The sequence below is a fragment of the Nocardia sp. NPDC051463 genome (genome assembly GCF_040681975.1).
Taxonomy (GTDB): domain Bacteria; phylum Actinomycetota; class Actinomycetes; order Mycobacteriales; family Mycobacteriaceae; genus Nocardia.
The window spans coordinates 96,082-122,414 of record NZ_JBFBAB010000017.1 but is presented as its reverse complement, the minus strand read 5'-3'; the positions used below and the strand labels follow the sequence as shown (position 1 = coordinate 122,414).

The 26,333-nt window shown below is 65.5% G+C and carries 25 protein-coding genes and 1 pseudogene; 15 read left to right on the top strand and 11 right to left on the bottom strand.

Annotated features, from left to right (window positions below; all coding sequences use genetic code 11):
- Positions 1 to 163 precede the first annotated feature (163 nt).
- Positions 164 to 880 carry a hypothetical protein gene (locus AB0M74_RS22225; protein WP_366528172.1) on the bottom strand — a complete coding sequence of 239 codons (717 nt, stop codon included), beginning with the start codon at positions 878 to 880 and terminating at the stop codon, positions 164 to 166.
- 321 nt (positions 881 to 1,201) lie between these two features.
- Between AB0M74_RS22225 and AB0M74_RS22220 the strand changes: the two genes are divergently transcribed.
- The 6 genes from AB0M74_RS22220 to AB0M74_RS22195 all read left to right on the top strand — a co-directional run bounded on the left by AB0M74_RS22220 (position 1,202) and on the right by AB0M74_RS22195 (position 7,044).
- Positions 1,202 to 2,029: an SAM-dependent methyltransferase gene (locus AB0M74_RS22220; RefSeq protein WP_366528171.1), complete on the top strand. Its 828-nt coding sequence runs from the start codon at positions 1,202 to 1,204 to the stop codon at positions 2,027 to 2,029.
- 215 nt (positions 2,030 to 2,244) lie between these two features.
- On the top strand, positions 2,245 to 2,949 hold the full coding sequence (locus AB0M74_RS22215) for a response regulator transcription factor (RefSeq protein WP_366528170.1): 705 nt from the start codon (positions 2,245 to 2,247) through the stop codon (positions 2,947 to 2,949).
- Complete coding sequence (locus AB0M74_RS22210; protein ID WP_366528169.1) at positions 2,946 to 3,974, top strand: ATP-binding protein; 1,029 nt, start codon at positions 2,946 to 2,948, stop codon at positions 3,972 to 3,974. The genes AB0M74_RS22215 and AB0M74_RS22210 overlap by 4 nt, the downstream gene beginning before the upstream one ends.
- Before the next feature lie 424 nt (positions 3,975 to 4,398).
- Positions 4,399 to 6,318, top strand: coding sequence for a DUF4173 domain-containing protein (locus tag AB0M74_RS22205; protein ID WP_366528168.1), 1,920 nt, complete (start codon positions 4,399 to 4,401; stop codon positions 6,316 to 6,318).
- A 134-nt stretch (positions 6,319 to 6,452) separates the two neighbouring features.
- Positions 6,453 to 6,731 carry a hypothetical protein gene (locus AB0M74_RS22200; RefSeq protein WP_366528167.1) on the top strand — a complete coding sequence of 93 codons (279 nt, stop codon included), beginning with the start codon at positions 6,453 to 6,455 and terminating at the stop codon, positions 6,729 to 6,731.
- Positions 6,724 to 7,044, top strand: coding sequence for a CopG family transcriptional regulator (locus tag AB0M74_RS22195; RefSeq protein WP_366528166.1), 321 nt, complete (start codon positions 6,724 to 6,726; stop codon positions 7,042 to 7,044). The genes AB0M74_RS22200 and AB0M74_RS22195 overlap by 8 nt, the downstream gene beginning before the upstream one ends.
- Before the next feature lie 674 nt (positions 7,045 to 7,718).
- On the opposite strand, the gene AB0M74_RS22190 is transcribed toward AB0M74_RS22195, so the two are convergent.
- From AB0M74_RS22190 to AB0M74_RS22170, 5 genes and pseudogenes are all read right to left on the bottom strand, one after another.
- On the bottom strand, positions 7,719 to 8,213 hold the full coding sequence (locus AB0M74_RS22190) for an LOG family protein (protein ID WP_366528165.1): 495 nt from the start codon (positions 8,211 to 8,213) through the stop codon (positions 7,719 to 7,721).
- Positions 8,214 to 8,236: 23 nt separating this feature from the next.
- Positions 8,237 to 8,350: pseudogene (locus AB0M74_RS22185) on the bottom strand (TetR family transcriptional regulator); the annotation flags it as partial.
- Positions 8,351 to 8,542: 192 nt separating this feature from the next.
- Positions 8,543 to 9,505, bottom strand: coding sequence for a M56 family metallopeptidase (locus AB0M74_RS22180; RefSeq protein ID WP_366528164.1), 963 nt, complete (start codon positions 9,503 to 9,505; stop codon positions 8,543 to 8,545).
- 390 nt (positions 9,506 to 9,895) lie between these two features.
- Positions 9,896 to 10,300 (bottom strand): BlaI/MecI/CopY family transcriptional regulator, encoded by a 405-nt coding sequence (locus AB0M74_RS22175; RefSeq protein ID WP_366528163.1) that lies wholly within the window; start codon positions 10,298 to 10,300, stop codon positions 9,896 to 9,898.
- Positions 10,301 to 10,413: 113 nt separating this feature from the next.
- Positions 10,414 to 11,211 (bottom strand): SAM-dependent methyltransferase, encoded by a 798-nt coding sequence (locus AB0M74_RS22170; protein ID WP_366528162.1) that lies wholly within the window; start codon positions 11,209 to 11,211, stop codon positions 10,414 to 10,416.
- 378 nt (positions 11,212 to 11,589) lie between these two features.
- Between AB0M74_RS22170 and AB0M74_RS22165 the strand changes: the two genes are divergently transcribed.
- Together AB0M74_RS22165 and AB0M74_RS22160 are read left to right on the top strand one after the other, a co-directional pair.
- Positions 11,590 to 11,967 (top strand): hypothetical protein, encoded by a 378-nt coding sequence (locus AB0M74_RS22165; RefSeq protein WP_366528161.1) that lies wholly within the window; start codon positions 11,590 to 11,592, stop codon positions 11,965 to 11,967.
- 230 nt (positions 11,968 to 12,197) lie between these two features.
- The gene (locus AB0M74_RS22160) at positions 12,198 to 12,713 is read left to right on the top strand and encodes a MarR family transcriptional regulator (protein ID WP_366528160.1); all 516 of its coding nucleotides are present in this window, start codon (positions 12,198 to 12,200) and stop codon (positions 12,711 to 12,713) included.
- Between the two features lie 468 nt (positions 12,714 to 13,181).
- On the opposite strand, the gene AB0M74_RS22155 is transcribed toward AB0M74_RS22160, so the two are convergent.
- The 4 genes from AB0M74_RS22155 to AB0M74_RS22140 all read right to left on the bottom strand — a co-directional run bounded on the left by AB0M74_RS22155 (position 13,182) and on the right by AB0M74_RS22140 (position 17,338).
- Complete coding sequence (locus AB0M74_RS22155) at positions 13,182 to 13,970, bottom strand: M15 family metallopeptidase (RefSeq protein WP_366528159.1); 789 nt, start codon at positions 13,968 to 13,970, stop codon at positions 13,182 to 13,184.
- A 145-nt stretch (positions 13,971 to 14,115) separates the two neighbouring features.
- Positions 14,116 to 15,030, bottom strand: coding sequence for an STAS domain-containing protein (locus AB0M74_RS22150; RefSeq protein ID WP_366528158.1), 915 nt, complete (start codon positions 15,028 to 15,030; stop codon positions 14,116 to 14,118).
- A gap of 616 nt (positions 15,031 to 15,646) precedes the next feature.
- Positions 15,647 to 16,852, bottom strand: a complete 1,206-nt coding sequence (locus AB0M74_RS22145) for a cation:proton antiporter (protein ID WP_366528157.1) — start codon at positions 16,850 to 16,852, stop codon at positions 15,647 to 15,649.
- Between the two features lie 3 nt (positions 16,853 to 16,855).
- Positions 16,856 to 17,338: a TrkA C-terminal domain-containing protein gene (locus AB0M74_RS22140; RefSeq protein ID WP_366528156.1), complete on the bottom strand. Its 483-nt coding sequence runs from the start codon at positions 17,336 to 17,338 to the stop codon at positions 16,856 to 16,858.
- A gap of 191 nt (positions 17,339 to 17,529) precedes the next feature.
- Between AB0M74_RS22140 and AB0M74_RS22135 the strand changes: the two genes are divergently transcribed.
- The 7 genes from AB0M74_RS22135 to AB0M74_RS22105 all read left to right on the top strand — a co-directional run bounded on the left by AB0M74_RS22135 (position 17,530) and on the right by AB0M74_RS22105 (position 24,287).
- A complete protein-coding gene (locus tag AB0M74_RS22135) occupies positions 17,530 to 17,667 on the top strand; it encodes a hypothetical protein (RefSeq protein WP_366528155.1) in 138 nt (45 codons plus the stop codon).
- Between the two features lie 1,018 nt (positions 17,668 to 18,685).
- Entirely contained in the window at positions 18,686 to 19,270 is a 585-nt protein-coding gene (locus AB0M74_RS22130; protein ID WP_366528154.1) for a biotin transporter BioY, read from the top strand.
- Positions 19,263 to 20,384: an AMP-binding protein gene (locus AB0M74_RS22125; RefSeq protein WP_366528153.1), complete on the top strand. Its 1,122-nt coding sequence runs from the start codon at positions 19,263 to 19,265 to the stop codon at positions 20,382 to 20,384. The genes AB0M74_RS22130 and AB0M74_RS22125 overlap by 8 nt, the downstream gene beginning before the upstream one ends.
- Entirely contained in the window at positions 20,381 to 21,508 is a 1,128-nt protein-coding gene (locus AB0M74_RS22120; RefSeq protein WP_366528152.1) for a thiolase family protein, read from the top strand. The genes AB0M74_RS22125 and AB0M74_RS22120 overlap by 4 nt, the downstream gene beginning before the upstream one ends.
- Before the next feature lie 64 nt (positions 21,509 to 21,572).
- Positions 21,573 to 22,253, top strand: a complete 681-nt coding sequence (locus tag AB0M74_RS22115; RefSeq protein ID WP_366528151.1) for an ABC transporter ATP-binding protein — start codon at positions 21,573 to 21,575, stop codon at positions 22,251 to 22,253.
- Positions 22,250 to 22,852, top strand: coding sequence for an energy-coupling factor transporter transmembrane protein EcfT (locus AB0M74_RS22110; protein ID WP_366528150.1), 603 nt, complete (start codon positions 22,250 to 22,252; stop codon positions 22,850 to 22,852). Before AB0M74_RS22115 ends, AB0M74_RS22110 begins: the two co-directional genes overlap by 4 nt.
- The gene (locus AB0M74_RS22105) at positions 22,845 to 24,287 is read left to right on the top strand and encodes an AMP-binding protein (protein ID WP_366528149.1); all 1,443 of its coding nucleotides are present in this window, start codon (positions 22,845 to 22,847) and stop codon (positions 24,285 to 24,287) included. The genes AB0M74_RS22110 and AB0M74_RS22105 overlap by 8 nt, the downstream gene beginning before the upstream one ends.
- A 4-nt stretch (positions 24,288 to 24,291) precedes the next feature.
- Here the strand turns inward: AB0M74_RS22105 and AB0M74_RS22100 are convergent, their stop codons facing one another.
- Positions 24,292 to 25,812 (bottom strand): catalase, encoded by a 1,521-nt coding sequence (locus tag AB0M74_RS22100; RefSeq protein WP_366528148.1) that lies wholly within the window; start codon positions 25,810 to 25,812, stop codon positions 24,292 to 24,294.
- Positions 25,813 to 26,333: the final 521 nt, after the last annotated feature.

Sequence of the window (26,333 nt, the reverse complement as noted above, 5' to 3'; positions counted from 1 at the left end):
GTCGGGTGCGCCTCAGCGCGGCGAACATCGCGTCGAGGTGGCCCAACAGGGCGTCCCGGTCGAAGCGCGGCCGGATGATGTCGTTCATTCCCGCGAGCACGCTGACGAGATCGGGTCGCAGCGCGATGGCGGCGGTGAGGAGTACGGGCCATCGGTGCCGCGGTCAGAGTGGACGGAAGCCGGTTCCGATGCCGCCGGACCGGTCGATGTCGTCGAGCACCATGCCGATTTGACTGGCCACTGCCGGATCGTGGACCGGCACTCCCGTGCCCTGACACATGATGTCGAAGACGGTCACGCCGAGGACCTTGACCCCGATGTGTCCGACATTCATCCCGACCAGCTGGTCGCCGATGGTGACAGGACCACCCGAGTCGCCCGGTTGCGAGCAGACTTGATTCTGGAACCACCAGCGGTGGGTGTCCCACACGACGCCGCAGTTGAATCCGGACGTGCGCCCGTTCTTGCAGACGATGTCGCCTTCGCGCGGCGGCGTACCGATTCGGGCAATGAGTGTCGAGGTCACTTGCCGGATCGGGTGGACTTTGCCGCGGTCGAACTCGATCACGGCATAGTCGTCGTTGTGATCGACCGCGGCCACCGTGCCGATGACCCCGGCCTGTGGCAGGTGCTCGGATTCGACCGGCATGCCGAGCTCCGCGCAATGTCCCGCGGTCAGTCCGACCATCCGATCGGCACGGTCGAAACCGATCGTGGTGAGGGTGCAAGCCCAATGTCCGCCGAGCACGATGCCCGATCCACCGCCGAGCGCTGCGCGCTGGTCTGCCGCGGTAGCCGCCCCTGGGAACCCGTGGGTGGCGAGGAGCGCGACCGCCATGGCCACGAGCACGCGAATCCCGATCCGTCCCCTAGCAAACATGTTGTTAACTGTGCACTGCGGCCGGCCTGGCGGGCTGGATCATGCGCCATCCCTTCCGTTGCAGGTCGGATACGGTTTGATGTAGCCGCGTCCGCTCCGCAGTGCCGGCGATCGACCGTCCGGCGGATGGGCTACCATCCAGCGCGCGTCGATCGCACGTCGAGGGAGGCCGTGCCCGGATCGTGTGCCCTGATCGACTCCAGGGCGCAGGATCCGTTGTGGCGCTCGGGATTTCCGTTAGGCGTCACAACACGACAGAATGGCGTATCGGGCCACGGGACCTCGGCCCTTCATGGTTAGGTTGCTCCGAACAATCCAGGCATGCGGATCCTGCATGGGAGGGTGACGATGATGGGTTCCGAGTCGGTACCGGTGGGTATCGACCCCACCAAGCCGAGTATTTCGCGAGTCTACGATGCGCTACTCGGTGGCAAAGACTTTTACGAGGTCGACCAGCGCGTGGTCGACCACCTCGTCGAGACGATGCCGCAAGTCGATGTGCTGGCGAAATTGAATCGCGCGATCCTGGGCCGCGGCGTGCGGTACTTGGCCGGCGAAGCCGGGCTGAAGCAGTACCTCGACCTCGGCGCGGGGCTGCCGACCATGGAGAACACCCATCAGGTCGCCCAGTCGTTCCAGCATGATGCGCGCGTGGTGTATGTCGACAACGATCCAATTGTGTTGGCGCACGGGCGCGCTCTGCTGGAACAGGACAACAGCACTCGGGTGGTGACCGCCGACCTGCGTGAGCCGGACAAGGTCCTGGCCCACCCCGAGGTGCAGAAGATGATTGATTTCTCCGAGCCGGTCGCGGTCCTGCTCGTCGGCATGTTGCATCACCTTCATGACGGTGAAGACCCCGAAGGTGTAGTAGACGGCTACTTGGACGCGGTGCCGTCGGGCAGCCATGTGTTCATCACGCACTTCCTCAACGAGGGCCCGGAGGCGGGCCCGGTAGAGAAGTCGTTCCTGGATTATCTGGGGACGGGGCGGTTTCGGACACGCGAGGAGATTCTGCGGCTGTTCCGTGGTCTCGAACTCGTGGAGCCCGGGCTGGTATATCTGCCCGAATGGCGTCCGGACCGGATCGTCCGTGACAAGCTCACTCTGGCCGAGCGACTGATGGTCGGCGGGATAGCGCGCAAATAACGCGGTCCGCACGACACCCGGCGTCCGCCCGAGGAGCCCAGGCATCGGGCGGGGGCCTGGCGTAATGCTCGCAGCAGCAGCCGATCACGATCCGGCCGGCCGAGTGACTCGGGTCGATCCAGAGTGACTTGCCGAATTCCCACGAAAGGCGAACACACGGAATCTCCACATTTGACACCGCTTCTCTCCACAGCGGGTGGCTAGGGTTTCGGAGCATGGAGCACAGCGCACTGGTCGCAGGGCAGCCGGTATCGCGTCGGATCCTCGTCGTCGACGACGAGGTGACCATCGCCGAGTCCGTCGCGGCCCGGCTGCAGGCAGAGGGGTTCACCGTCGATATTGCTCACGATGGCCCCGCAGCGGTCGCCGCTGTAGAGGCGGTGGAACCCGATCTTGTGGTGCTCGATGTAATGCTGCCGGGGTTCGATGGGCTCGAGGTGTGCCGGCGTATCCAGGCCGGGCGTGGCGTGCCGGTGCTGATGCTCACTGCGCGCACCGATGAAACCGATCAGTTGATCGGGCTCGGTGTCGGCGCGGATGACTATCTCACCAAACCGTTCTCCATGCGTGTGCTCGCTGCCCGAGTGCACGCACTGCTGCGACGCATGGACCGCGCGGCCGACCGGGACGATGCCGCCATTGTCGTCGGCGACCTGCGCATCGATCTCGATCAGCGTCGGGTCTGGCGCGGTGATCTCGAAGCTCAACTGACCCCACTCGAATTCGAGCTGCTCGCTCGACTCGCCCGCAGGCCCCGTGTGGTGTTGGCCCGTGAACGCCTACTCGAGGAAGTCTGGGACTGGGCCGACGCCGCGGGCACCCGCGCCGTCGACAGCCACATCAAGGCGTTGCGCCGCAAGCTCGGTGCCGACCTGATCCGCACCGTGCACGGTGTCGGCTATGCGCTGGAGGCCCGATGAGCACCGTGGAGAAGTTCGGCGACTTCGTGGCCGAAGTGTTGCCACGCCCGCTCGATCCGGTCCGGTCGATCAAGCTCAAGTTGGCGATTCTGATGCTGGTTTCGGGTGGGGTGGCCTTTGGGTTCTTTCGCTTCAAGATCGGGTGGCTGCCGCCGCGGACCACACTCACCGCCGTCGTCATCGCATTGGTGACCTCGCAGTTCCTGGCACACGGCATCACCAGGCCGCTGCGTGAGATGACCGCCGCGGCCAAACGGATGGCACACGGCGACTACACACGGCGAGTTCGCGCGAGCTCGCGCGATGAGGTCGGGCAGCTGGCGGCAGCGTTCAATCAAATGGCTGCCGACCTGGCCGCCGCCGACCAGCAGCGCCGCGATCTCATCGCCAATGTCTCCCATGAGCTTCGTACACCGATCACCGCGCTCAATGCCGTGCTGGAGAATCTTGTGGACGGGGTGTCCGAGCCCGACTCCGAGACCCTCCGTACAGCCCTCGCGCAGACCGAGCGGTTGGGCTTGCTCGTCTCCGAGCTCCTCGATCTGTCCAGCATCGAGGCGGGTGCGCTTCCGCTCGATCGTGAACGTCTCGCCGTTGTCCCGCTGCTCACCCAGGTCGTTGCGGAAGCCGAGGTGATGGCGGCGGCGCTCGGGCGTGGCGTGCGATTCAGCACCGATGTGCAACCGAGCACAGCAAGCGTGTCGGCAGACCGTGCACGCCTGCACCAAGTGCTGTTGAATCTGCTCGACAACGCCGCCCGCCACGGGCCGGCAGGCGGCCACGTGCGGATCACCGCACATGCCGATAACGGCCAATTGGTCATCGAGGTCCAAGACGAAGGACCCGGCATCCCACCAGCCGAACGCGCCCGCATCTTCGACCGCTTCACCCGTGGCGGCCGCACCGATGGCGGCGGCACCGGCCTCGGCCTCGCGATCTCCCGCTGGGTCGTCGACCTACACGGCGGCACCATCGCGGTGGCCGACCCCGGCTCCCGCATTCGTGTAGTCCTGCCCGACCGCTGACGCCCGCGCAACCACCCCTAGCCCAACCCGATTCACCACACCCGAACCGCTCGACAGGTCCCGGGGCGCTCCAGCACACCCACAGGAGGGGAATCTCATGCCCGAACAGCCCGCGACGCCAGAGGAACCACCGACATCGAAACGAGCATTACCTGGCGATCATCCGCCGTATGACGAGACCGCGAAGGAGCAGACACCGACGACCCCACACTGTGAAGCGGATGCGGATCAGCTTGCACCGCCGTGGAGTGCAGGGTGGCGGGCTAACCCGTCGGCTCCGACGAGTCCTACGCGACTCGTTGCGCCTGTCCGGCAGCAGTCACCCTCGACGCCGTCGGGCAACCTGATGCCGCCTCCTCCGACCGGAGTTCCACCACTCCACGCGCCGAGAGCGTGGGTACCGCTCCCGCCGAGATGGCGGCGAGTGACCTGTCCATCGGGTGTGCTGCCTGCTGCGGCCATCGCGGGCGTAGGAGGAGCGGTCCTGATCCCGTTGGATCGTCCAGGGGTCGGCTGGGTGCTGGCTGGAGCGGTGGTCGCGGCCGCTGTGTTCTTCGTGGATCGGCGTGCGCGGCGTACCGCGGGAGCTGACGCCGAGTCCGCGGTGGACGGTGGGTCTCGGGGCCTGCCCGCGGAGGGGATTGCGGCGGTCGGTGTTGCCGAGGTCGGTACCGCGCAGGCCGGGCATCGTCATTCATCGCAGTCTGCGGCGAAAGACTCCTCGACCGAACCTCCGACCGACGTGGCATCCTCGGGCGCGCTCGAACCAGTTGCCGCGCAGGACGAGTCGGCAAAGGTCGAAGCTGTGCAGGCGGGTTCCGCGTCGGCTGGAGTGTTGCCGACGGGATTGGCTGCCGCTGCAGCGTTGCCGACCGCCATGGAGGCAGCGTTGCCGACCGGTTCGGACGCAGCCGGGGCCGTACAGCTCGGGGCAGTCGAAGCTGCGCGAGAGGAGTCGACAACGACTGAGGCCGTGCAGACCGGGTCCGTCGCTCCCCGAGCTGTGCGCGCCGCCGACACAGACATTGGATCGGAGCACACTGCGGGACCGGCCGCGGGAGCTGCGCCGATCGCGGATGAAGCGACGATGCCACTGTCGGATCTCGCGGAGAGCACTAGCGGCATCCCAGAAGACTGGGGCCGGATCTGGTGGTCGGCCTCGGCGTTGGCCTTGCTCGCGGTGGGCGCGTTCCGCGCCGCCGGATGGCTGTTCGTCCTGTGCGCACTCGCCGCGTGTGTGGCCGGATCGCTGGCCGCCGTCGGGCGGCGATCGGCCAATGGAGTGTGGTACGACGTGATCGCGGTGCCGATCGAGTCGTTCGCTGCGCTGCCGTGGGTGTATGCCGCGATCGGCCGGGCGCGCCGGAGTGATCAGGACAGGTCGTGGCGGGTCGCGGTGTCGGTGGCGGTGACGGTCGTGCTTCTGGCGGTGTTCGTGCCACTTCTCGGTGGGGCGGATGCGACGTTCGCGAACCTGCTTGCGAGCGTGACACCGGAGGTCGACGCCGGGGCGATCATCCAGTGGACTGTCCTGTTTGCTGTCGTCGGGCTGGGCACGCTCGGTGCGATGTACCTGTTGGCCGGACCGCCTGCCACGCCGTTCGACGAGGAAGACGCCGAGACCGGTCGATCGCTGCAACGACTGGAGTGGGTGTTGCCCGTCGGCGCGCTGACGGCGCTGTTCGCGCTGTTCGTCGGTGCGCAGTTCGTTGCGCTGTTCGGTGGTGACGACTACGTGCAGCGGACCGCCGGGCTCACCTACGCCGAGTACGCACGCAGTGGATTCTGGCAGTTGTCGATCGTGACGATGTTGACCCTCGCTATCATCCTGGTCGTCTTACGTTGGGCAGCAAAGGATTCCGCGGCTGATCGGCTGTGGTTGCGAACGCTGCTGTGCGCGGTGAGTGTGCTCTCCTTGGTCATTGTCGCGTCAGCGCTCGGCCGGATGTGGACCTATCAGCAGGCGTATGGGTTCACGGTGCTGCGACTGCTGGTCGAGGTGTGTGAACTGTGGCTCGGCTTGGTCTACTTGCTGGTGATCGCCGCGGTACTCCGGCTGGACCGCGCCTGGCTGCCTCGTGCCGCGATCGGCACCGCCACCGCAACACTGGTCGCCCTTGCCGTGCTGAACCCCGAGGGTCTTATCGCGGACAAGAACATCGACCGCTGGCAGCACGGGAAGAGCTTCGACGCCGAGTACCTGAGTACCCTCTCGCCGGATATCGTCCCGGCGCTGGAGCGTCTGCCGGAACCGCTGCGCGCCGAGGTGCTCGATCCGATTCGCGCGGACCTCGACGGTGACAACTGGCAGCACTGGAACTTGTCACGGGCCCACGCGCGATGAGTCCGGCCGGTGCGCGCATTCTCGACCGGCCGCCGCCAGAGCCGGTGCGGCAGGGTGCGCGCACCGGCCGGCGAGGTGGCGGCCGGGCAGCCCACCACGCCTTCGAAGGCAATACACTTGTATTATCCCTGTTTGTGGGTTATAACTGGCCTGAGTGGGCATTACTGTCACTGATCGGGATCAACCCCCCCGAGGTGTTGCAAGTGCTCACCGGTGTTCGCCGATGGCCTCGGCGGGCGCGCGGCCCCGGCGGGCTGACGGTTCTGACAGTGTGGGGCCGGACCGACGCAGGCAGGCCGCTCATCGTCGCCGTCCGCCGGACCGAGGACTGGCAGTGGGACATCCTGGGTGCCGTCGAGATGGCAGGCACGCAGGTCGCGGAGTTCGAGCGTTGGGAGCACGCCGATGACTGACTATCCGACGAACCCGGAGGACGTCCAGGATTTCCTGGCCGGCCTCGAATTCGGTGACGAACCTGTGGATCCGGCCGAAGTGCCACCGGTGCTGCGTGCGGACGCGGTCACCGTGACCACGTCGCTGCGCATCCCGTTCGAGTTGCATCAGCGGGTGAAGCGGGCCGCCGAAGATCGCAACGTCACCATGTCGGCACTGATCCGTGACTGGATCGAACTCGAGCTCGCCGCCCTGGAGAACGACCAGCCGATCTCCCGCGCCGACGCACTCCGCGCTCTCGCCGCCCTGCATCCACTGCGCCAATCGGCCTAGCACCACTCGGCCTAGCACCACTCGGCACCACACCCGGACGCGCCGAGTGTGGCGGCTGCCTGTCGGTCAGAATTGCCGGATGCGCAACAGTGGCCAGGCGCGCAGATCGTTGTCGGTGCGTGCTGGCCGGGGCGGACGTGTTGTTCGTTGTCGATGGATGCCCAGGTCGAGGTGGCCGAGCCCACCGAGTGGTGCGGCTGACTGCGCAGATCCGCGTGACCGGATTCGAAGTTGCCGTGACCCGGTGTGCCATTCGGTGTGACCGCGTCTGAGTTGCGGTCACGCCGAGCGGTTCCATGCTGCTCACTATGTAGTCGTAGTTGACGAAAAGCGCGATCCGCGACATGGCGTGCCGGAGCCGGAGACGATCGTTTGACTTCAACCAGATGATCGCGGGTTCGGGTCCCGTCGACGGCACCCCCGTCGTAGCCGACCGGCAAGGGCCACAGGCAAAACCCGGTCGGCCAACACCACGACCACCCTCCTTGTCCGCTGGTTGTGGACAAGGAGCTGTTATCCGGGCTGAGCAAGCGAGGAACCGCACAGCTAGGAATCCGAATGCCGAATAGACGCACCGATCGGCCCACAGCGCTCTTGTGCGAGCGTTGCGGGCCGACGCTCCGCGGTGAGCGCTGGCCGCACTGGTTCCCGCGGCGTGTCTGTCTGTCGCTCGATCAGCTGGTCGGGTCGAGCACGCGGCGGACCGCGTCGGCAGGGTCGGTGGCGACTTGTCCTGCGTCGATGGGGTTTCCATCCGCGTTACGGAGTTGCCAGCCGCCGAGACAGACCACGGGGATGTCGCCGCGGTGATGGGCGAGGGCGAGTTCGGAGAGGGTGCCCCATGATCCGCCGATGACGATCACCGCGTCGGCGGAGCGGACGAGGATCGCATTCCTCGCCTCACCCATGTTCGTATAGAGCACAGCCGACAAACCCGCGCAGATCGCGCTGCGATCGGTGTCCGGGCGGACACCGATGACAAGTCCGCCTGCGCGAGAAGCGCCGTCGGCGACAGCGGCCATAACCCCGACGCCGCCGCCGCACAGCACCGTTACCCCCGCCTCCGCGAGAAGCCGACCGACTTCGGTGGCATGCATGGCATCCGCGCTGGTGCAGTCGCGCGGTCCGCAGACTGCGACTTGTCGTGGTGCACCGCTCGGTGCGGTCATGCGGTGGCCTCGGCCGCCGCCACAGCTATGTCCTCGACCAGAACATCCTCGAGGCCTCGTTCCACCGCCAGCCGCAGTGCGGCGAACCCCAGCGCTTCACGGGTCGCCAGCTTCTTGTGTTCCCGCAATCCGAGCACGAATGGCATGCTTAAAACGGTATCGAACCTTGCGCGATACGCAAGATTGCGTAATCAGAAAGGTTCATTCAGTGGCCGGATCCTGTCATCGGCAATCGACACTGCCTGGGGTCACTCCGCTCGAATGTCATTTGCGCAATGCGCAACCCGTAAACGCTGCCGTGCACAAGGGCCCCGTGTCGACGGCGGCGATCAGCCGAACAGCGGGGCGGAGACGGCAATGCCGATGGCGGCCAACGTCGCTGACGCGAGCGGCCCGATAATGACCAGCGCGACAACAGTTCCCAGCGCGAGGTGGGCACGAACTCCCGGCCGGGGCTCGATCGGTGGGATCAGCCGCTCGACACGCGCGGGGAGGTCCACCCCGTTCATGCCGAGCACCGCAGAGGCGGCCTCGGGGATGCCGGAAAGGGTGAGCAGGGCCCGCAACACGGCCGGTCGGCCGTGCACGCGCGCGGCGGCGTCGTCTGCGCACATCTCCAGAAGTCGGGCGACTTCGGTCGCACCGACGGTGAACAGCTCGATCCGGGAGAGATTGGCCGCGAGCCCCCGCGTCAGTGCGAGCCACAGGTGGTGCCGACCAGCGAGGTGGGCGCGCTCGTGCTCCAATACGGCACGCAACTGGTACTGGTCGAGCGCGGCGATTGCGCCGCGCGTGACGACGACGGTGTGTGGTTTGCCTGCCACGCTGTAAGCGGCCGGTTGGGCGACCTCGAGCACTATGGCATCCAATCCGGCGTCGTGCCGCCCGGCTATTCGAACCATTCGTGCGTGCTCGTGGGTGGTGCTGCGGGCCAGGAGAAACCACCGTCCGACGCGGATGAGCAGTACCACTCCTGCGCACAGGGCGAATCCCGTTAGTACGACGAACCCGCCCTGCACCAGGACTCCGTAATGCCCGGTGGCGGCGTCGTGCAGTTGGGTGTAACAGCTGTCGAGGACCGGGCGGCCCGGTTCGGCCAAATCAATGATCACGTAGGCGATGACGATCACCGGGACCACGGTCCATGAAACGATGACCGACCCGATCGCGCTCAGCCACGCGACCAACTCGAACTGTGGCGCGATGCCGCGGTGGGTGAGTCGCGCGAGGGGGCGCGGAGCCAGCACGGCGACGGCGAAGCTGGAGAGGATCAGGCAGACCGCCTCGCTCATCCGGCGGCCCGCTGCGCGGCAGGCCGTCGGATCCGGGCGCATAGCTCGGCGCTGCGCTGCTTCGAAGTCTTGAATGCGTGAAAACGCATCAAGGCATTCCTCCTGTCGATCGGCGTCGAGCCGTGCGGCACACCGCGAATGCACTTAACCTAGCGGACACCTACTATCTACATACGTAATATCGGCTTGTCCAGGAAGCGGACGCGTCCGGGTACCCGAACTCGGTCTGTTGTGAAAGGTGTTGTGTCAGAGGGCTATTGAACCGAACGCGTCATTGCGTGCGGGAGTGGCTGTTCGGTCTGGACGTCAGCGGGCGTCGTGCGAGTCGCATTGCCATGTGTGGAAAGCTGCGGCGAGTCCTCCGGCGACCTTCGACGTCGCCGGAGAAGTTCACTGCTGCTCGGACAGACTTCCCGCAGGTCTCGGCTGCAGTGGATCGCGCCGAAGTCGCAGCGCAGCACGCAGTCCCGCTGACTCTTCGGCGTCGATCTGCTCGACGAAATAGGCCAGCACCAGATCTGATCGGCCACCGCCATGGAGGGCCTCGTGCATCAGATTTGCACTGTACTGCTCACGGGTCAGTGTGGGTTGATACCAATACGCTTTGCCGAGGCGTTCCCGCTCCAGGCAGCCTTTGCGGTGCAAATTATCCATGGTCGACATCACCGTGGTGTACGCGATCTCGCGTTCGGCGCTGATCTCGTCGAGAATTTCACGGACAGTGGTCGGTTCGTCGCGATCCCACACTCGGTCCATGATGACCGCTTCGAGCTCGCCGAATCTCCGTACGCGCATAGTTCACCTCCAGCAGTGGCGGTGGTGGGACCGGCATCCCGTCGCGCACTACTTTCTGCGTACGTACATAGTACTTTCAGGCGCCATGATCCGCGCGTCGACGCCACGGGGCCTCAGGGTTTGCGCGCGATCCCGCCGACCATCAGCCGCTGGGTGATGCTCAGCTCGCCGGGGTCCGCGTCGGCAGGCCGCCATTCGGGCGCGTACACGAGACCCGGATCGACCAGTTCCAGACCCCGGAACAGGCGGAGTACCTCGTCATGCGTCCGGAACCGGCCGGTGCCGAGGAATTCCAAGAACGACTTTTCCAGCGCGCGTGCCTCCGGGCCCGAGTCACAGAAGTGGGTAATGAACAGATGGCTGCCCGAGGGCACCGCACTGAGATAGCTGTCGACGATTGCCGCTGGATCCTCATCGTCGTGGAGGTGGTGCAAGATGCCGACGAGCATGACAGCAACCGGGCTGGTGAAGTCGATCGTCTGCCGAACCGCGGGATCGTCGAGAACTGCGGTGGGGGTGCGCAGGTCGGCGGCCACGACCACCGTCCCTTCGTTGTTCTCCACCAGCGCGCGACCGTGTGCCAACGCGATCGGATCGATATCGACGTAGGCGACTGTCGCGTGCGGTCGCAGCGCCTGCGCGACCTGGTGGGTGTTCTCCATGGTGGGCAGCCCGGCGCCGAGATCGAGGAACTGCGTGATGCCTGCCGTGCCCGCGAGGTAGCGGACGCCGCGACCGAGCATGGCCCGATTCACCTGTGCGACTTCACGGATCTCCGGCAGGGTCTCGGCAAGATGCTCGACGACCGCAATATCGGCGGGATAGTTGTCCGTCCCGCCCAGCAGGGCGTCGTAGACGCGCGCGATGCTCGGTGTGGTCGTGTCGAGGCCCACCGACTCAGCACGCGTCATCGTCCATCCTCCTGCACAACTTTGTCACAGCCATTCCCACCCAGATGAACCTAACCACGGTGGCTGCGTTGGCGCGGCTCAATCGAGAATTCCGCGGCGTCGATGAACTCCCGAGTGGCACGGGCGATCTCGCTCTGCGCGCACACCAGTCGGTTCATGCCTGCTCCAGTAGACGTTGTCCGGAATGCGAGTGGTCGAGTACCCGGACGTGATGCCATCGTCACGGTCACGATCGTAGGTGTCGAGTCCATGGACCCACCAAGTGATGGCGGTTCGCCGTTGGCAGCGCATAGTTCGCCGTTGGCAGCGCATAGAACGTCGCAATCGAACACTGCGTCGGCAGCGTCGGGATGCTGACCCGGGCAGAGGAAAGAGTGTATGGCCGCCTCGGAATTCACTGACACGGGCAGGCGATCGCAGTTCCAGGCATACGTGCCAGGTCTCGATGTGCGCGTGCATGTGCTCGACACCCAGGTACTCGACACGAGTGTCCGTAGCGCGGCCACTGATTGGCACTTCGACCGGTCCGACGAGGTGACCATGCTGCCCGTGACCATCCTGGATGGGGTTGGCGAGCAATGCGTTCGGTTGGTGCGCCGACTCGGTCTCGAGCTGTCGGGCATCGACCTGCGCTGCACCGACGATGGGCGAATCGTCTGCTTCGAGGTCGATCAGAGCCCGGCATACATCGTCCAGGAGGACGTGACGGGCCGGCCGATCGACGCCCCGCCGGCGTGTCATGTGCAAGCGCGGTAGACAAGCCGCGGCGTCGGCGACCGCGCCATGCGAAGGGGTGGGGTCGTGGCACACTCGGTGGACAACCCCATCTCAGAACCTGTCCAGCCCATGGACAGTGCTCGCTCGTTTGTATAGGGTTTCGTGGATCCAGCGAAGATGCGGCAAACTTGTCGTCGCGTCGGATAGTCGACGCGGTGCACATCCGAACACGGGACTCGATGTCACTTGGCTGAAAGTGGGGGCAATTCATGGCGACGGCGCTCGACCACACCGAAGAGCGGGCTTGGCGGGCGATGGTGACGGTGACGACACGCCTGCCAAGTGTTCTGGATGGTTTGCTGCAACGCGAATTCGGAGTCACTCATTTCGAGTACCGTGTGCTGGCGCTGCTGTCGGAAGAGTCCGATCATCGGATGCGCATGACCGAGCTGGCCTGTGCGGCGAACGCCTCGACATCGCGGTTGTCCCACGCGGTGTCCAAGCTGGAACGCAGGGGTTGGGCGGTGCGCAGCGCCGCAGTGGGACCGCGCGGGGTGTACGCCGTCATCACCGCGGACGGTTGTCGGAAGGTGGACCAAGCGACTCCGGAATATCTGAACGCGGTGCGCAGCCTGGTTTTCGACGCCCTCGACTCCGACCGCAAGGACCAACTGGCTGCCATGTGTGAGGTGCTGTCGGACCATCTTGCCGGTGCACTGCGTGGGGTCGGCACCGTGCGTGCCGGAGCCGGGAACCGGTCGATCGTCGCGGTAGCGGCAGGCTGAGGGGACTCGAGTTGGCCTGCACGCGCTCGCCGTACCGGCGCTGTGGCTACTGGCAGGTTAACGGTCCGCTGGTTTGGTTCGGACCCCACTTTTTGCCAAGGTCCCAGGGTGCGGCCGAGGGCCGTTGCGACGGATGGCGAGCGCTACACGATGGTGACGATCGCACAGTTGCGGGCCGTGCTGGCGATTCTGCACATAGATCCTGCGGAGATCGGCGACCCGGACAGTACGGGTCTTCGCGGGCCGGATTCGGAGCGCTCGCTCTTGGTGGGGTTGCTATATCACGCAGTAGGTGGAGAAATGCGTCGGGTGCTCGCCACAGCGACGACCGCGGACCAGGTCGCTCGCGCCCCGATGCGCACCGGACAGGCGCCGTGGGTCAGGCCTACCACCTGATCAACGACGAATACGTGGAGCGTTCGAAGACGACGACGGCTCCGCTGCCCTAGGGGGGCAGCCCAGGCGGTCTCAACGGACGGGGAAGTCGAAGTAGGTCTGTGGGAACGGTTCGTCCCTCAGGGTGAAATGCCACCATTCCTCGGCGAGGTTGTTGAACCCGTGCTCGTCCATCAGGTTCGTCAGCAGCGTGCGCACTGCACGCTGAGTGCCGCCGACGGTCGGGTTCGCGGTGTGCGCCGCGGGATCGAAGCAGTCGTATCCGGTGCCGAAATCGAGCATGTCGTCACGGAAGCGTTGATCCGCAGGTCGGAAACACGCTCGCAGCGGATCACCCTCGTGATACTGCTCGGCCTCGGGCGCAGGCAGCGCCACAATGGCGAGGTCCAGTGTGCTGCCTCGACTATGGCCCGACTTCTCGGCAATGTAGCCGTCCCGGAACAGGTTCGCCTTGTCCACCGCAGGATAGAACTCGGCCTTCATCTTCACGTCGCCGAGATCGCGGGCCCAGGCGACAAAATGGTCGACGGCACGCTGCGGGCGGTAGCAGTCGTAGGTCTTGAGCGTGAGATTCATCGGCCGCAATTCCTGCTGCACCTGGGCGAGGGCCGATGCCGCCTGCTTGGTCAGCAGACACTTGGGTGCCTCATATCCCGCGACGCGGGTACCGAGGAAATTGTGCGGCCCGAAATAGCGAGCATCGACGAGGATCGTCGGATCCAGCTCGGCGACCGAGACGAAGTCTTCCTCGCCTGCCTGCCGCGCTTCGGAACGGCTGCCCTCACATGCCGCGATCGTCACCGCCAGCACGCCTGCCGCGGCCAGCGTGCCGAGGCGTCGCAGCAACAACCGGGAGCTCATGTTTCCTCCTTGCGATTCCGGCTCGGGACAACCACGTTCACGAGTGCTCGGCGTCGACAGACACCGTAGGCCACCACCGACGTGATGCGCGGGCGCATTGCCGACATTGGGGATTTGTCGATTCCTGCTCGAGTGCGCGGCGTGCTCAGCGCTCACCTGGGTGCAGAAGTTCTCCGGCGCCACTGCGGGTGACGTCGTAGCCGAGCAGGCGTTCGGCTTCTTCGATGCCACCCTGCAGGTCGCCAACGGCGTTCATCTTCGACAGGTCCAACCCGATCGTCACCAAGGTCAACGCAATCTCCGAGGACAGACCGGTGATGATTACGCTGGCGCCCATCAACCCGGATGCTTCGACCGTCTGCACAAGGTGGTTGGCGACGGTGGAGTCGATCGTCGGTACACCGGTGATATCGATGACGACAACCTTGGCGCGATTGTGCCGAATGGCGCTGAGCAGCTGTTCGGTCAGCTGACGGGCGCGCTGCCCATCGAGCACACCGATGATCGGCAGGATCAGGAGCTGCTCACGCACCTGCAGCACGGGAGTCGACAACTCCCGGATGGCTTCCTGCTGCTGGCGGATAATGCGCTCGCGTTCCTGGACGAAGGAGACGCCGACGGTGTTGGCGATGCGGTTGGCGGCCGGTTCGTAGGCGTCGAGGACCTGGTTGAGTAAATCGAAGTCGCCCTGATATTTCTCGAACAACGAGCGCGCCAGTACATCGCGCAGCAACAGCACGATACCGAGGACCTCATCGGTTTCCACACCACGCGGAATGATGCGTTCGGACAGATCGCGTGCGTAGTCCTGCAGCGCTTCCACCGAACCGGTCTCCAGCACCGCGACATAGTTGTCGTACACCGATGTGGCTTCCGAGAACATCTCATCGGGTGTCATCGCGGTGAGCAGCTGTGCTTCGGTGATACGGCGCGCCCATTCCTCGCGCAAGACCGTCCGGTTCTGTCGCAGGTGCTCCACCAGCTCGGAGAGCAAGCCTTCGCTGGATCCGGTGGAGATCGTCGCGATGCTTCCGTTGAGCGACACCTTGGGCAACACCATCTCCGATCGCTACTCGGGCGGCCTGCACCCGATTACCGCCGGCGCACCCCGGCGCCCGCGGGCCGCTGCCGAGCGGCAGGCGAAAGCCTATACCGAGGACCAGCGAATCGCCGGTCGCCGGCATCGCCGGAAAGGTCGGGTAGCCCGGTCTTGTTGTTGTCGATCATATGAGTGACAAGGCGCGCACGCGCCTGCGGCCTGCGCACGAGCACGATGCGAAGCGGCTGCTGATTCATCGAGGTCGGCCCGTACTCGACGAGTTCGTAGATGTCGCGGAGACCTCTGCCACGTGGAATAGATCGACGGCGCGATGATCGACGGCGCGTCGCCTGCCTTGGCTGCGATCCTGGCGGCATCCGACATCGAGCGATAATTGCGCAGTTCGAAAACGCAATCCGGTACCTCGAACGAATAGCCCCTTGCTACGTGTGCGGAGATAACGCTGCGCGACCTCGGCCTGCCCGATGCCGAGTGCTCTGCCGTCTTACCCTATCGAGGATGCCGTATCACGTCGATGAAACTCGAGTAATGTCCGAGTGGACACGGCGCCTGTCCCTGCTGAATTGCTCTACGGGACAAGGAGATCGAGAATACCGTGGAATGCGCAAGCGCGCGATCATTCACCGTGTGGTTCCGGAGCGGGCTGCGACGGGGATGGGCGTCGCGCAACCGCATCGAGGATGGGCTCGACCACGCGTGCGGCGATCGGTCCGATCACCGCCATGATCAGTACGTATGTCGTTGCCATCGCGGCGAACTCGCTGGGGACCGCGCCCGCGGCGACGGCCAGTCCCGCGATCACGATGGAGAACTCGCCGTGCGCCACCAGTGCGGTGCCCGCGCGGGCCCGGCCGTAGCGGGAGGCGCCTGCCTGCCGGGCGGCCCACCAGCCGGTCGCGAGCTTGGTTGTGGTGGTGACCACCACTAAGAGGCAGGCCCACCCTAACACCGGAGGGATGCTGGCCGGATCGGTGGTCAGACCGAAGAGGACGAAGAACATCGCCGCGAACAGGTCGCGCAGCGGCTCGAGGATCTTGGTGGCGTTGTGCGCGGTCGAATCGGAGATAGCGATGCCGAGAAGGAACGCGCCGACAGCCGCGGAAACCTGTACCGCGGAGGCGAACCCGGCAACAAGCAACGCGGCGCCGAGCAGTTTGAGCAGGAAGATCTCGCGGTCTTCGCTGGCCACGATCGCCGAGACATACTTGCCATAGCGCAGCGCGACCACCAGTACCACGGTGACGGCGATCAGCGCGATGGACAGTGTCTTCAGCCCGGCGAGGAATCCGGCACCCGCGAGCACGGCGGTCAACACGGGCAGATAGCCGGCCATGACGAGATCCTCGAACACCAGGATCGACAGGATGACCGGGGTCTCACGGTTGCCGAGGCGACCGAGGTCGTTCAAGACTTTCGCGACGATGCCCGAGGAGGAGATATAGGTGACCCCCGCCATCGCGATCGCTCCGGTCAAGCCCCACCCCAGACCGAGGGCGACCACGACGCCGGGCGTTGCGTTGAGTGCGATATCGAGCAGCCCGGCCTGCCAGGATCTTCGCATTCCGGTAACCAATTCCGGCGCACTGTATTCCAGGCCGAGCAACAGCAACAACAACACCACGCCGATCTCGCTGGCGAGATGTATGAACTCGTCGACATTGCTCAGCGCGATGAACCCGCCGTTGCCGAAGACCAGACCGCCGATCAAATACAGGGGAATCGGTGACATTCCGATGCGTGCGGCAAGGCGACCGAGGAGACCGAGGCCAAAAAATACCGCGCCCAGCTGGATCAGCGAGAGCGCGGTTCCTTCGAACACCATGGATCAGCCGTGGCTTAGGATCTCGGCGGCGGCCTCGAGGCCCTCCGCGGTACCGACAATGACGAGCTGATCGCCCGAGGCGAAGGTGAAATCGGGGCCGGGCGAAGCGATGACCTGGCCAGCGCGCATTACTGCGACGATAGAAGCTTTTGTCCGCGTGCGCATCTCGGTTTCGCCGAGCATTCGCCCGTCGTAGGGAGAGCCGAGCGAGATCGGGAACTGCCGCGTGTTGACACCTTCCAGCTCCCGATGCTCGGCACGCAGTCGCGCCACCAATTGCGGTGCGCCCAACAGGTTCGCCAATGCCGCGGCTTCGTTCGCCGACAGGTGGAGTTGGTCGGTAGCATCCGGGTTGTCGGCTCGGCTGAGAATGAGGTCGATCGTGCCGTCTTTGCGATCAATGACGCCGATCCTGCGGTGCCCACCCTTGATCGGAAAGTCCTTGCGTACACCGATTCCGGGTAATGGTGTCACCTCTACGTTCACCCCACGAGCGTAGCGTCGCTCGTTGCGGCTGCACTCATCGGATGGGTGATTTGTCCGTTTGATGTATCTCGGAACGCTATCAGCAGGCGAAACGTAGTCTCATTCGCGGCTGGGCAGCCTCGGCCTACGTTCCCGAACGGCATGGTCGTGACGCCGGACAATTCGATGCTGATCGTCGCGGAGCGTCGGCCATGCCACCACACCGCATTCGACATTCGGACGTCCGCCTGTCCCACCGCGGGATCTGGGCGAAGGTGAACGGTGACGGCATCACCATGGATGCCCGCGGCGTGATCCGGATCTTCGTCATCGTCGATGCCAACCCGTAGTCCTGCGCGCGCGAAGGTGGTCAGGTGCTCGACCGGATCGAACACGCAGCGTGCTCGCCTAAATGCTCGGAGGTCGCGACGGCACGACGGTATTGCTGAGGTCGCGGATTGGCGAGGTGCGAGAATGTGGACGACATGTTCCAGGCTCGCGCCAGCCCTGTTCTCGGTGGCGAGGTCGACGTTCCGCATGTCCGACGCCCCTGACGTCGACTGCCCCCGACTCCGGCCACACCACGTGAACGGTTGTGGCGCAGACCTAGAATCGCGGACTGTGGAGCGTTCACCTGGCGATCGGATCGTAGCGATTTGTGCTGAGGCAAGACACTGGTCGAGGGTGATGTCCCGCGCAGAGAATTCGCAGACACTTTCCGCATTGTGCCCGTTCGCCTCTTGCATCGCCGGAACTTATTTCGAAGTGGCTATCAAATGCGTCCGACGCGGATCCGCAGGCATCGGTGGAGCAACTCCCGTCTAATCGCTCTCCTCATGCCGCGATTCCGGTTATTCGGTTGCCGAAGTAGCCGACTTCGTCCGTCGGCACCTTTCCGGCGATGTAGTCGCATCTCGCGGCTGGCCTTCTCGCCGTTGGGAGCGGTGCGAAGTGTTGGGGCCCACCAGCGTTGAGGGATCAGTCCTCCGGCAGCGGAATCAGCTCGAAGTGTTCGGACGCCACCGATTTCTTGCTGGTCCCGGCGACCAGATGCACACCACCGCGGTGTGCGACCAGCCATAGGCCGCACACGCAGCGTAGGTAGCGAACCGAGCGGTGTGTCGACACATGCATCGGCGAGGGCCAGGAGCAGGACGGGCAGGTGGCGGACATAGGCGGTAAGCCTGGGCAGCGACAGCGGGGATGGCAACGACCACGGCGGCGTGGCGGCCGATCGATTCCGAATGGCCGCGTCCAGCACGTGGCTACAAGAGTCGTCGATGTGCGGACCGACTGCGTCGCCGGGCTCGCGGCCATGGTCACCTGCTATCTTGAACGTCGTTCAAGTTGAGAGCGAAGGATGTCGTCGTGGCAGGTGTCGAGAGCCCTCGGAAGTCGAGAGTCGGTATGTCAGCGCGGGATATGGCGCAGATCGCCGTGTTCGCGGCGTTGATCGCGGCGCTGGGCCTGCCCGGCGCCATCACGGTCGGATTCAGCGGTGTGCCGATCACGGTGCAGACCCTCGGTGTCATTCTGGCCGGTGCGGTGCTCGGGGCGCGGAAGGGCACAGCCGCAGTGGTGGTCTTCCTCGCGCTGACGATGATCGGGTTGCCGCTGCTGTCCGGTGGCCGCACCGGATTGACGGCACTGGCCGGTCCGAGTGTCGGTTACCTTGTCGGCTGGATCCCGGCGGCGCTGGTCATCGGCTTGTGCACCGCCCGGATTCTGCCGAAGTACCCGATCGTGTTGGGTCTGGTCGTCAACGCTGTCGGCGGGATTGTGATCCTCTACGTCCTCGGCACCGTTGGTCTGCTGCTGCGCACCGATCTGGATTTCCGGCACGCCATCACCACCAACTTCGCATTCATTCCGGGTGACCTGCTCAAAGTCGTCGTGGCGACGGTCGTCGCCAAGGGGGTGCACCGCGCATACCCCGGTCTGATCCGTGCGTAGCCCCGAACTCGGGGGCGCGGATGACACGCCCGCTCTCGACATCGACGGCCGTACCTACACCTATGCGCAGCTCGACGCCGCGATCGATCGATGGATCGACCGGCACGGGCCGCGGGAGCCGGTCTACGACGCGTCGAGACTCACGGTTGCGGACGCGCTGATCTGTGTCTGTGCCGCAGCACGCCGAGGCATTCCGGTGATCGTCGAAAACCCCGACGTCCGCCCGCACCGCCCGAGTATTCCGCCGTCGGCATTTCTACTGGTGACCACGTCGGGCTCCACTGGAAAGCCACGGCCACTGGCGCGGACCGCCGCATCCTGGTTCGACAGTTTTCCCGCGTTCACCACGATCACCGGCATCCTGGCCACTGATCGCGTATTGCTCACCGGCCCGCTGCACGCGACGATGCATCTGTTCGGCGCGCTGCATGCGCTGTGGCTCGGCGCGTGCGTCACCGACGATTCGTCGCAGGCCACGGTCGCGCATGCGGTCCCTGCCGTGCTGCGGGAGATAGTGCGCACCGCTCCGCGGCTGCGCACGGCGATCGTCGCGGGCATCGCGCTGGATGAGGGCGCCGCGGCAGCGGCCGAGGGTATCGCGCTCATCGAGTACTACGGGTCCGCGGAAGTGTCCCTCGTCGCGGCGCGCCGGGTTCCCGAGCCGCTTCGACTGCTCGATGGCGTCGACGCCGAGGTGCGCGGCGGACTGCTCTACGTCCGTTCTCCCTACAGCGTGCTCGGTGTCCCCGAATGGTTCAGCGTCGGCGACCTTGCCGAGCTGGGCGAGAATCGCGAGCTCACGGTCCGTGGCCGGGGTGAGTTCGCGATCAACGTCGGTGGCACTACCGTCGTCGCCGAAGATGTCGAGCGCATTCTGGAAACGCTCGACGGCGTCACCGCCGCGGCCGTCATCGGATCGCCGCACGTGGTGTTCGGTGAAACCGTCACCGCCGCAGTACAACTCGATGGCGCTGGCATCGAGGAGGTCCGCTCGCGCGCCCGCCGAGTGCTGACGAAGGAGGCTATGCCGCGCCGCTGGGTGGTATTGCGCGCGCTGCCGCGGACCGCAGGCGGCAAGCTCGCCCGTGGTCGGCTGAAGGACTTGCTGACATGAATCATGTCCCCGTTCTGGTGGCGCCGCGTCGGACGCCGATCGGCAACGCCGGGCACGGGTTCGCCGATCTGACCGTTACCGATCTGGCTGCCCCGGTCCTGCGCGAAGTGCTGACTACGGTGCGCGGCGCAGGCATCGACGCCGAGGTGGACGATGTCATCCTGGGCAACTGCTTGGGGCCGGGCGGCGACCCCGCGCGGATCGCGGCACTGCATGCCGGTGCCGGCGTGCATGTTCCCGGCGTCACGGTCGATCGCCAGTGCGGCTCGGGCCTGGATGCTGTCATGCAGGCGGCGTTGCGGGTGCGCAGCGGTGCGGACGAGCTCATTCTGGCCGGTGGTGTCGAATCCGCGAGCACTGCGCCGTGGCGCTTCTGGCCGCCGATCGCGGACGCCGATCCGGTGCGCTACACCCGCGCCCCCTTTGCGCCACCAGGCTTCTCCGATCCCGACATGGGTGCGGCCGCCGACAATCTCGCGCGTGTGCGTGGCATCAGCAGGCAGCGGCAGGATGCCTATGCCGCGCGTTCTCACACCCTCGCCGCCGCGGCCGACTTCTCCGCGGAGATCGTGCCCATCGGCGACGTGCACCGCGACGAACGCATCCGCCGGGGGATGACCGAGGCCAGGCTGGCGCGACTGCGCCCCAGTTTCGGCGTCGATGGCACGGCGACAGCGGGTAACTCGTGTGGTATCTCCGACGGCGCCGCAATGCTCGCGGTCACCAGTGCGTCGCTGGCCGCCGGGGTGCCCGCGTTGCGGATACTCGGGTCGGCGGTGGCAGGATCGGATCCAGCGTTGCCCGGTCTCGGACCGGTGCCCGCCATTCGGAAACTGCTGCGGCGCACCGGCTTCGATACCAAGGATCTCGGCGTCATCGAGATCACCGAGGCGTTCGCGTCGGTGGTGTTAGCGGTGTCGGATGAATTGGGTTTGGACGAATCCACGATCTGTCCGCAGGGCGGTGCTATCGCGATGGGTCATCCGTGGGGTGCCTCCGGAGCTATCTTGCTGGTGCGGTTGGCAAGTCAGATGCTGCGCGAGGGTGGCCCCACGCTCGGGCTGGCTGCGTGTGCCATCGGCGGCGGGCAGGGCATCGCGATGCTTGTGGAGCGGGTGTCGTGAGCGAGTTCAGCGAACCAGCCGGGTTGCGGTGCACCCGGCGCACGAACGGTAGTGAGGCGCAGTCGTGAGTGACATTGTCTTCGATTCGGTCAGCCACCAATTCGGCGATCGAAAAGTGTTGCGCGACATCGATTTGCGCATCCGTGAGCGCCGCGTCGGCATTATCGGATCCAACGGTTCCGGCAAGTCGACCTTGGCGCGCATGATCAACGGGCTGTTGCGGCCGACCTCCGGCACTGTCACCGTCGACGGTGTCGACGCGGCAAGAAAAGGCGCGCAGGTGCGCCGCAAGGTCGGGTTCGTGTTCACCGACCCCGATACCCAGATCGTGATGCCCACCGTCTCGGAGGATCTCGCGTTCTCGCTACGCCGGACGGGGTTGAGCAAGCAGGAGGTCGCCGCGCGCGTCGAGGAGATGCTGACCCGGTTCGGGCTGGCGCAGCACGCCGAGCATCCCTCGCACCTGTTGTCCGGCGGTCAGAAGCAGCTGCTGGCCATCGGCGCGGTTCTCATCCGTCGACCGGAGGTGATCATCGCCGATGAGCCGACCACCCTGCTTGATCTGCGCAACGCCCGTGTGGTGGCCGACGCGCTCGACGCCGTGGACCAGCAGGTGATCGTTGTGACGCACCAGCTGTCGCTGCTGGAGAGCTTCGAACGTGTGATCGTCATCGATGACGGCGCCGTATCGTTCGACGGGATCCCCAGCGACGCGGTACCCGCATACCGGGCATCGGTCGGATGATCGGTGTGTATCTCCCCGGTGACTCGCTGCTGCACCGGATGTCTGCCGGATCGAAACTGGTGCTGCTGATCGCGTCGATCGTGACGGCCACGGTATTCGTAGGTAGCCCGCTGGCTGTGGCAGTGGTGGGGGCGCTGGTGGCGGGATTGTTCGCGATGGCCGCGGTGCCGTGGAAAGTCGTTGTGGCCCAACTGCGTCCGATGGTGTGGATGCTGCTGATCATCGCCGTGTTCCAGGTACTGATCACCTCGCCTGCGCGGGCGGTTGTCGTGTGCGGTGTGTTGCTGATCTCGGTGGCACTCGCGGCACTGGTCACGCTCACCACTCGGGTTACCGACATGCTGGACGCCGTGACGCGCGCGCTCGGGCCGCTGCGCAAGGTCGGTGTCGATCCCGATCGGATCGGGCTGTTGCTGGCGCTGGCCATCCGGTGTGTTCCGCTGCTGACCGAGATCGTGCACGACGTCGCCGAGGCCAGGCGCGCTCGCGGGTTGCAGTGGTCGATGACGGCACTGGTCACGCCGGTGCTGGTGCGCGCGCTGCGCACCGCGGACGCGATGGGCGACGCGCTCGCCGCCAGGGGCGTCGACGATGACTGAATTGTTGGCCGAGCGCATCGTGCGGCGAGTGGGCGAGCATCCGGAATCGACGGCGATCCTCGCCGCCCGCGCCAGTATCGATTATCGGGCGTTCTGGTCGCGGGTTACCCGCACCGCCGCCGGGCTCGACGGCATGAACCGGGTTGCGGTCCTGCCCACCTCGGATATCGAATCGCTCGTGGTGGTGGCGGCGGCTATGCACGCGGGTGTGAGCGTGGTGCTGCTGCACCGGCACCTGCTGGCGAACCAACTGGCCCGAGTGCTCGAGCTCGCGAAGCCCGGTGCGGTCGTCGCCGCGCCGCAACAACACCGGCGGTTGCGCCGACTGGGCTTCGAGGGGCATCTGCAGACGGCGTCGGCACTGGAATCCGACGGCCCGGTCTGCCGTGCGCACCCCGAGGACGAACTGCTGGTCGGCATCACCTCCGGCACCACCGGCGAACCGAAGTTGTTCGTACGCAACCAACATTCGTGGGCCACCACCCTCGATCGCTCCGACAACACTTTCGATATCGGTCGCGGCGATCGCGTCGCGGTGCCCGGCGTCCTCGACCACACGCATTTTCTCTACGGCGCCCTGCATGCCCTCACCCGCGGCGTGACAGTGGACCTGCGGCCGGTGACGCAGTCGCTTCCCGACGGGGCCACACACCTCTATGCGGTGCCCACGATCGCCTGGGACGTGGTGCGATCGGGCATCGATCCGGTCGAGACCGTCCGTGAGGTGCTGTCCTCGGCGGCCCGGTGGCCGCGCACGGGACGTCTTGCGTTGCAGGAGATCGTCCCGAACGCATCGCTCGTGCATTTCTACGGCGCCTCCGAATTGAGCTTCGTGTCCTTCGATCGAGGACTCGGGGCCGACGAGGAGACGTCCGCGGGTCGACTGTTCGAGGGAGTCGAGGCACAGATTCGTGACGAGTTGGTATTCGTGCGCAGCGACATGCTGTTCGACGGCTACCTCACCGACAACGGTGTGGTGAACGGACCGGTCGACGGTTGGATGTCGGTGGGCGACCGAGGCCGCGTGGTCGGCAACCACCTGCACCTGTTCGGCCGCAATACCGACACGCTGATCCGCGCGGGCCTCAATGTAGAACCCGCAGCCATCGAAGCAGCACTCACCGCGTTACCCGGCATCGCGGAGGCCGCCTGCCTCGCAGTGCCCGACGCCCGAATGGGTGAAGCACCCGCCGCCGCGATCGTGTTGCACGACGGTGCGCCGAGCAACGGCGAAATCTGGCGGCACCTACGCGCGACCCTGCCCAGTCCGAGCATGCCGATCCAGCTCCTGATTCTCGACAGCCTGCCACGCACTGCGCGCGGAAAACTCGACCGTCAGGCGCTGTCTGCCATCCTCGCTACTCATCGCCGAAACGAAGCCAGAGCCCCCGCCGGCACCGGAAACGTCAAATCTGCCACCACTATTCGTCGATAGTGCATTACGCCTTGTGCTGGGCCGAGGAGCGGGCCGGATCGGCCTGTTTCGCGGCCTTCGGGTCGAGCTCGTCCTGTTCGGCTTGCACGCCCGTCTCGATGCGGTCGCCCAGATCCTTGTCGACATTGCGCCAGTACTCGAACGCCCTGGACAGCACGGGTGCACAGACACCATTGAGCAGATGCCCGACGATATTGTCGACCAGCCGCTGGCGGGCGGCATCGTCGAGAACGTCGCGGACCAGCGTGCCCGCTTGGCCCCAATCGTCGTCGTCGCGGCGCAATGTGTATGCGGTACGGACCATTTCGCCGTCACTGTGCCACCCGATGGATGGGCCCGAGACCACGGGATCGGCGTGCGGGCCACCCTTGGAGTTGGGCACGTAGACGGGGTCACTCACGTTCGTATAGCGCATCGCCCCGTCTTTCGAATACGACCGCGTGGTGGTCGCATGCGGTGAATTGACGGGCAGCAGTTTGTAATTGGCGCCGATACGGTGGCGATGTGCGTCCGGATAGGAGAACCATCGGCCCAGCAGCATCTTGTCCGGGCTCGGCCCGGTGCCCGGCACGGCACTGCTCGGTTCGAAGGCGGCCTGCTCGATCTCGGTGTGGTAGTCGATCGGATTGCGATGCAAGGTCATCGTGCCGACCTCGATCAGCGGATAGTCGGCGTGCGGCCAGACCTTGGTGAGGTCGAAGGGGTTGAATCGGTAGGTCTTCGCCTCCTCGAACGGCATGATCTGCATATGCAGCGTCCAGCTGGGATAGTTGCCGCCCTCGATCGCCTCCCACAGGTCACGGATGTGATAGTCGGTGTCCATCGAGGCCATCTGATCACCCTCGTCCTGGGTGAAGAACTCGATGCCCTGATCGGTCTTGAAGTGGTACTTGACCCAGAACCTGTCACCCGCGGCGTTGGCCCACAGGTAGGTGTGGCTGGAGTAGCCGTTCATATGACGCCAGGTGCGCGGGATGCCGCGGTCACCCATCAGCCAGGTCACCTGGTGCGCGGATTCCGGCGACAGCGTCCAGAAGTCCCACTGCATATCGTGGTCACGCAGGTTGTTGTCGGCGCGGCGTTTCTGCGAGCGGATGAAGTCCTGGAACTTCATCGGATCCTTCACGAAGAACACCGGCGTGTTGTTGCCGACCATGTCGAAATTGCCCTGCTCGGTATAGAACTTGAGGGCGAACCCGCGCGGGTCACGCCAGGTGTCGGGGCTGCCGCGTTCGCCGGCGACGGTGGAGAACCGGGCCAGCATCTCGGTTTTCTTCCCCGGCTGGAACACATCCGCCTTGGTGTAGGCGCTGACATCGTGGGTGACTTCGAATGTGCCGAAAGCGCCACCACCCTTGGCGTGCGGTTGCCGTTCCGGCACCCGTTCGCGGTTGAAGGCAGCCATCTTCTCGATGAGGTAAGCATCGTTCAGCAGGATCGGGCCGTCCGGGCCGACGGTGAGGGAATGCTCGTCGCTCGGCTGCGGAATACCGGCGTCGTCGGTGGTGTAGTTCTGCTCGGACATCTCACTCCTCCAGGTAGCAGGCAGGTCGTCGGCAGATCGGGTGGCGGGGATCGGGTGCAGTCCTTGCCTCGGACCGGGCCGCCGGCTCGGTTGCCTCGAAACACCGCGGCAAAGCCCTATGGCTCCCAACGGATAGCACTGTGTCGATCGCCGAGGACCACACGCGACCGAGTCGTCTGCCAACGAGATCGGAGACGAACGCGGGGTGCGGTGCGGGCGTTTGTCGAGGATTGCGACCGGTAGCGCGGAGACCTGCCACCGCACGCCGCGACCGTTGCGCGGTGTGTGGTGACGAGTCCTCGGCGATCGTTATGGCGAAACCCTTCTGTAGGTTCTACCGACCGTCTTCCCAGGTGTCGCACCACCAAACTAACGCGAACTCGTGCGGTCGGCGGCAGAAAGCCGCAGGCGCGCCCGCGCGTCACGTCGCATCAAGGAACCGGGGTCCTATCCGTCCGGACTCGCCGCGAGCTACCGATCCGACTCGCGCCGATCGTTTGGGCTGCCATGCCTCGGGTAGG

What these genes read in the sequence shown, in the direction of transcription:
- AB0M74_RS22220 (WP_366528171.1), top strand. Translation starts at nt 1,202, where the DNA reads ATGCGGATCCTGCATGGGAGGGTGACGATGATGGGTTCCGAGTCGGTA.
- AB0M74_RS22145 (WP_366528157.1), bottom strand. Translation starts at nt 16,852, where the DNA reads ATGGTGTTCGAAGGAACCGCGCTCTCGCTGATCCAGCTGGGCGCGGTA.
- AB0M74_RS22195 (WP_366528166.1), top strand. Translation starts at nt 6,724, where the DNA reads ATGACTGACTATCCGACGAACCCGGAGGACGTCCAGGATTTCCTGGCC.
- AB0M74_RS22215 (WP_366528170.1), top strand. Translation starts at nt 2,245, where the DNA reads ATGGAGCACAGCGCACTGGTCGCAGGGCAGCCGGTATCGCGTCGGATC.
- AB0M74_RS22135 (WP_366528155.1), top strand. Translation starts at nt 17,530, where the DNA reads ATGCCACCACACCGCATTCGACATTCGGACGTCCGCCTGTCCCACCGC.
- AB0M74_RS22170 (WP_366528162.1), bottom strand. Translation starts at nt 11,211, where the DNA reads ATGACGCGTGCTGAGTCGGTGGGCCTCGACACGACCACACCGAGCATC.
- AB0M74_RS22180 (WP_366528164.1), bottom strand. Translation starts at nt 9,505, where the DNA reads ATGAGCGAGGCGGTCTGCCTGATCCTCTCCAGCTTCGCCGTCGCCGTG.
- AB0M74_RS22155 (WP_366528159.1), bottom strand. Translation starts at nt 13,970, where the DNA reads ATGAGCTCCCGGTTGTTGCTGCGACGCCTCGGCACGCTGGCCGCGGCA.
- AB0M74_RS22225 (WP_366528172.1), bottom strand. Translation starts at nt 880, where the DNA reads ATGTTTGCTAGGGGACGGATCGGGATTCGCGTGCTCGTGGCCATGGCG.
- AB0M74_RS22110 (WP_366528150.1), top strand. Translation starts at nt 22,250, where the DNA reads ATGATCGGTGTGTATCTCCCCGGTGACTCGCTGCTGCACCGGATGTCT.
- AB0M74_RS22165 (WP_366528161.1), top strand. Translation starts at nt 11,590, where the DNA reads ATGGCCGCCTCGGAATTCACTGACACGGGCAGGCGATCGCAGTTCCAG.
- AB0M74_RS22210 (WP_366528169.1), top strand. Translation starts at nt 2,946, where the DNA reads ATGAGCACCGTGGAGAAGTTCGGCGACTTCGTGGCCGAAGTGTTGCCA.
- AB0M74_RS22190 (WP_366528165.1), bottom strand. Translation starts at nt 8,213, where the DNA reads ATGACCGCACCGAGCGGTGCACCACGACAAGTCGCAGTCTGCGGACCG.
- AB0M74_RS22100 (WP_366528148.1), bottom strand. Translation starts at nt 25,812, where the DNA reads ATGTCCGAGCAGAACTACACCACCGACGACGCCGGTATTCCGCAGCCG.
- AB0M74_RS22105 (WP_366528149.1), top strand. Translation starts at nt 22,845, where the DNA reads ATGACTGAATTGTTGGCCGAGCGCATCGTGCGGCGAGTGGGCGAGCAT.
- AB0M74_RS22120 (WP_366528152.1), top strand. Translation starts at nt 20,381, where the DNA reads ATGAATCATGTCCCCGTTCTGGTGGCGCCGCGTCGGACGCCGATCGGC.
- AB0M74_RS22160 (WP_366528160.1), top strand. Translation starts at nt 12,198, where the DNA reads ATGGCGACGGCGCTCGACCACACCGAAGAGCGGGCTTGGCGGGCGATG.
- AB0M74_RS22150 (WP_366528158.1), bottom strand. Translation starts at nt 15,030, where the DNA reads ATGGTGTTGCCCAAGGTGTCGCTCAACGGAAGCATCGCGACGATCTCC.
- AB0M74_RS22175 (WP_366528163.1), bottom strand. Translation starts at nt 10,300, where the DNA reads ATGCGCGTACGGAGATTCGGCGAGCTCGAAGCGGTCATCATGGACCGA.